The organism is Streptomyces sp. AB3(2024) (assembly GCF_041862025.1).
Classification (GTDB): domain Bacteria; phylum Actinomycetota; class Actinomycetes; order Streptomycetales; family Streptomycetaceae; genus Streptomyces.
Map to the genome: position 1 here is coordinate 1 of NZ_JBGWAB010000250.1, position 5,209 is coordinate 5,209.

2 protein-coding genes are annotated in these 5,209 nt (G+C 74.5%); both read left to right on the forward strand.

Annotated features, from left to right (window positions below):
* Window positions 1–3,530, forward strand: a 3,530-nt coding sequence (locus ACEPPI_RS39750) for an SDR family NAD(P)-dependent oxidoreductase (RefSeq protein WP_373920125.1), incomplete at its 5' end; no start/stop codon positions are given.
* A 162-nt stretch (window positions 3,531–3,692) separates the two neighbouring features.
* A partial coding sequence (locus ACEPPI_RS39755) for a type I polyketide synthase (RefSeq protein WP_373920126.1) occupies window positions 3,693–5,209 on the forward strand: 1,517 nt, incomplete at its 3' end.

A 5,209-nucleotide genomic window follows, 5' to 3' on the forward strand; every position in this document is an offset into this window, starting at 1 on the left:
CGGGTGACGAGGATGCGGCGGTCAAGGTGGCCGAGGCCTTCCCGGACCGCAAGACCAAGCGGCTGACGGTCAGCCACGCGTTCCACTCGCCGCACATGGACGGGATGCTGGACGACTTCCGCAAGGTGGCGGAGGGCCTCACCTTCGCCGCCCCGCGCATTCCGGTCGTGTCGAACCTGACCGGTGCCCTGGTCTCGGACGAGATGGGCTCGGCCGAGTTCTGGGTCCGGCACGTCCGTGAGGCGGTCCGTTTCCTGGACGGCATCCGTGTCCTGGAGGCCGCGGGCGTCACGACGTACCTCGAACTCGGTCCGGACGGGGTGCTCTCCGCCCTCGCCCAGGACTGCGTCACCGAGGACGCCGCCCTCTTCGCGCCGCTGCTGCGCAAGGGTCGCGCCGAGGCGGAAGCCCTGGCCGGCGCCCTGGCGCAGGCCCACACGCGGGGTGTGACCGTCGACTGGACGGCCTTCTACGCCGGCAGCGGCGCCCGCCGCGCCGACCTGCCCACGTACGCCTTCCAGCGCGAGCGCTACTGGGTCGACTCCTTCGCCCCGTCGCAGGACGCCGTCTCACTCGGCATCGAGTCGGCCGGGCACCCCCTGCTCGGTGCGGCCGTCGAACTGCCCGACACCGGCGGGTTCCTGTTCACCGGCCGGCTGTCCCGCCGTACGCACTCCTGGCTTGCCGAGCAGGTCGTGGCCGACTCGGCGGTCGTGCCGGGCGCGGCCTTCGTCGAGCTCGCCCTGCGCGCCGGCGAGGAGGCCGGCTGCGGCCACCTGGAGGACCTCCTCCACGAGGCGCCGCTCCTGCTCCCGGAGGACGGGGCCGTCCAGCTCCGGGTGACCGTGGGCGGGGCGGACGCGACCGGTCGCCGTACCGTCCAGGTGCACAGCCGCACCGAAGCGGGCGACGGCGGCGCGGCGAACGGCGGGACCTGGTCCCGTCACGCCACCGGGCACCTCACCGAGACCGGGGCCGAGACGGAGGGCAGCGGCTCCACCGCCGCCACCGCCACCGGGCCCTGGCCGCCCGCCGACGCCGAAGAGGTGCCGGTCGCGGAGCTGTACGACCGTCTGGCGGCCGCCGGGCTGTACCACGGGACGGCGCTCAGGACCCTCGACCGGGCCTGGGTGCGCGGCGACGAGGTCTTCGCGCAGGCCCGGCTCTCCGACGAACTGCGCTCCTCCGCCGCAGGGTTCGCCCTGCACCCCGCTCTCCTCGACGCGGCGGTGCAGACGCTGGGAGCCACCACCGGTACCGCTGGGACCCTCGCCCGCGAGGCCCTCGCCTGGCGCGGAGTCCGGCTGCACGCGGCCGGAGCCGACACCCTGCGGCTGCGCGTCACTCCCGGCGCCACGGACACGGTCTCGGTGGAACTGGCCGACGAGCAGGGCGCACCCGTCGCCTCGGTGGAGGCCCTGGTGATCCGGGAGCTCGACGCCGAGCGGTTCGCGGTGGCCGACGGGTACGGGGCGCACGATGCGCTGTTCCGCCTCGACTGGGTGCGGACGACCGTGCCGGCCGGGGCGGGCGCCGCGACCCTCGTGGTCGTCGGTGACGCCGGCGCCCGCTCGGGCCTCGCCGCCGCACTGGGCGGCACCGGGGTCCCCGTGGCGGCGTACGAGGACCTCGCCGCACTGGACGAGGCCGTCATCGCCGGACGGCAGGCGCTGCCGGACACCGTGGTCGTGCCGTTCACGGCACCCGAAGGCACCGCCCCCGCAGGGGTCGCGGCCCTCGACACGGTGGCGGACGGAGCGCGCGACGTGACCCACCGGGCGCTCGCCGCCCTGCAGGACTGGCTGGGCAACGGCCGCTTCGCCGGTGCGCGCCTCGCCGTCGTCACCCGCGGCGCGGTGGCCGCACATGCGGACACCGAGGCCGGCGACCTCGCCCGCACCCCGGTGTGGGGTCTGGTGCGGGCCGCGCAGACCGAACACCCCGACCGGTTCGTGCTCGTCGACCTCGACGGCGCGGACGCCTCCGGCCGGGCCCTCGCCGGGGCCCTCGCCTCGGACGAGCCCGAACTGGCCGTGCGCGGCGGGGCGCTGTACGCCCCCCGCCTGGCACGGGTGGCGGCGGCGGACCGTACCGGGGCGGCGACCGGCGCGGACGGGGCGGCGGGCCGCATCGACACGAGCGGTACGGTCCTGGTCACCGGGGCGGCCGGAGGGCTCGCCGGCCTCCTGACCCGCCACCTGGTCACCGAACACGGCGTGCGTCACCTGCTGCTCACCGGCCGCAGGGGCGGCGAGAGCGAAGGGGCCACCGAACTCACGGACAAGTTGGTCGCGTTGGGCGCCGAGGTCACCTGGGCGGCCTGCGACGTCGCCGACCGGGAGGCGCTGGCCGCGCTCCTGGCCTCCGTCCCGCAGGAGCGGCCGCTGACGGCGGTCGTCCACACGGCGGCGGTCCTGGACGACGGGGTCGTGGACCTGCTCACCCCCGAGCGGGTCGACCGGGTGATGCGGCCCAAGGTCGAAGGGGCGTTGCACCTGCACGAGTTGACCCGTCACCTCGATCTGTCGGCGTTCGTCCTGTTCTCGGCCGCCGCCGGTACCCTCGGCGGCGCCGGCCAGGCCAACTACGGTGCGGCGAACGTCTTCCTCGATGCCCTCGCCCGGCACCGGCGGGCCCGCGGCCTCACCGCCCTGTCCCTGGTGTGGGGCATGTGGGCGGAGGAGCGCGGGATGGCGGGCCGGCTCACCGAGGCGGAGCGGGCACGTGCCGCACGCGGCGGTGTCGCGCCCCTGTCGGCGGCCGAGGGCCTGGCGCTCTTCGACGCGGCCCTCGCGGCGGCGGACACCGAGCCGGTGCTGCTGCCGGTCGCGGTCGACCTGCCGACCCTGCGGGCCCGGGCGGCGGACGGGGGGATCCTGCCCGTGTTCCGCGGCCTGGTCCGCACCCCGGTCCGCCGGCGGCGGCCGACGGCCGTACCGGCCGGGGCGAGCGCGGCCGAGTCGGGCGCGTCCCACGGGGGAGCCGAGCAGACCCAGGCGCAGCGACTGGCCGGGCTGTCCCCCGCCGAGCGGGAGCGGACCGTACTGGATCTGGTGCGCGGCCAGGTGGCCGCCGTACTCGGGTACAAGTCGGCCGAACACATCGGGGAGGAGCAGGCGTTCAAGGAGCTGGGCTTCGACTCGCTGACGGCGGTCGAGCTGCGCAACCGGCTCGGCGCGGCCGCCGGGCTCCGGCTGCCCGCCACCTTGATCTACGACTACCCGAACCCGGCCGCGCTCGCCCGGCACCTGCTGGACGAGCTGGCCCCCGAGGGCACGAGCGGACGCAGGCTGTCCGTACTGGAGGACCTCGACCGCCTGGAGGGCACCTTCTCCTCGCTGGACCCGGCGGAACTGGCCGTCGCGGCCGGTGACGACGCGGCCCACGCACGGGTGGCGGTGCGCCTCCAGACCCTCCTGGCCCAGTGGAACGACGCCCGTACCGCCGCCGACGGCACGGCGGCCGGGGAGATCGAGGACGCCAGCGACGACGAGCTGTTCGCCCTCATCGACAAGAAGTTCGGGGGCTGAACCCCAACCACCCCCAGGCCGTACCGCCGGAACCCCTGTTCCGGCGGTACGGCCCCGGGATTCCCGGAATTCCTCCATATCCTCGGATTCCCCTGAACTCCATTGAATTCCCTTGAGCCCGTCCCCACCACGGTCTCGATCACGCGAACAGGTGAAGCGCCAGTGGCGAACGAAGCAAAGCTCCGCGAATACCTCAAGAAGGTCACGACGGATCTCGACGAGGCGTACGGACGTCTGCGGGACATCGAGAGCCAGGCCCACGAGCCCATCGCCATCACGGCCATGAGTTGCCGGTTCCCCGGCGGGGTGCGCTCTCCCGAAGAACTCTGGGACCTGCTGGTCCGCGGCGGCGACGCGCTCACGGAATTCCCCGCGGACCGGGGCTGGGACCTGGACCACCTCTTCTCGGACGACCCCGACGACCAGGGCACCTCGACCACCCGCGAGGGCGGATTCCTCACCGGTGCCTCCGCCTTCGACGCCGACTTCTTCGGGATCTCCCCGCGCGAGGCGATGGCGATGGACCCGCAGCAGCGGCTGCTGCTGGAGACCTCGTGGGAGGCGTTCGAGCGGGCGGGCATCGACCCGAACGCCCTGCGCGGCAGCCAGTGCGGCGTGTTCGTCGGCATGAACGGCTCCGACTACCTCACCCCGCTCCTCGAAGCGGCCGAGGACTACGCGGGGCACCTGGGCACCGGCAACGCCTCCAGCGTGCTGTCGGGCCGGCTGTCGTACACCTTCGGTCTGGAGGGGCCGGCCGTCACCGTCGACACGGCCTGCTCGGCATCGCTGGTCGCCCTGCACCTGGCCGCGCAGGCCCTGCGGGCGGGGGAGTGCTCGCTGGCCGTGGCCGGCGGCGTCCACGTGATGTCCACGCCCGGCCTGTTCGTGGAGTTCAGCAAGCAGCGAGGGCTGTCCACCGACGGCCGCTGCAAGGCCTTCGCGGCCGGCGCCGACGGCTTCGGCCCGGCGGAGGGCGTGGGCGTCCTGCTCCTGGAGCGGCTCTCCGACGCACGGAAGAACGGCCGCCCGGTGCTGGCCGTGATCCGCGGCAGCGCCATCAACCAGGACGGCGCGAGCAACGGCCTCACCGCCCCGAACGGCCCCTCGCAGCAGCGCGTCATCCGGCAGGCCCTCGCCAACGCCCGGCTCTCGACCGATCAGGTCGACGTGGTGGAGGCGCACGGTACGGGCACCTCCCTCGGCGACCCGATCGAGGCGCAGGCCCTGCTGGCGACGTACGGGCAGGAGCGGCCGGAGGGGCAGCCGCTGCTCCTGGGGTCCGTGAAGTCGAACATCGGTCACACGCAGGCCGCTGCCGGTGTGGCCGGTGTGATCAAGATGGTGCTGGCGATGCGCCACGGGGTGCTTCCGCAGACCCTGCACGTGGACGCGCCGTCGCCGCACGTGGACTGGGAGTCCGGCGCGGTCGCCCTCCTCACGGAGTCGACGGCGTGGCCGGAGACCGATCGTCCGCGTCGTGCGGGTGTGTCGTCGTTCGGGTTCAGCGGGACGAACGCGCATGTGATCGTGGAGCAGGCGCCGGAGTCTGCGGTGGTTTCGGGGGTTGGGGCGCGGTCGGGTATGCCGGTGGTGCCGTGGGTGCTGTCGGGTAAGAGTGCGGGGGCGTTGCGGGCGCAGGCGGAGCGGTTGGCGGGTCTGCCGGGTCTGGTGGATGT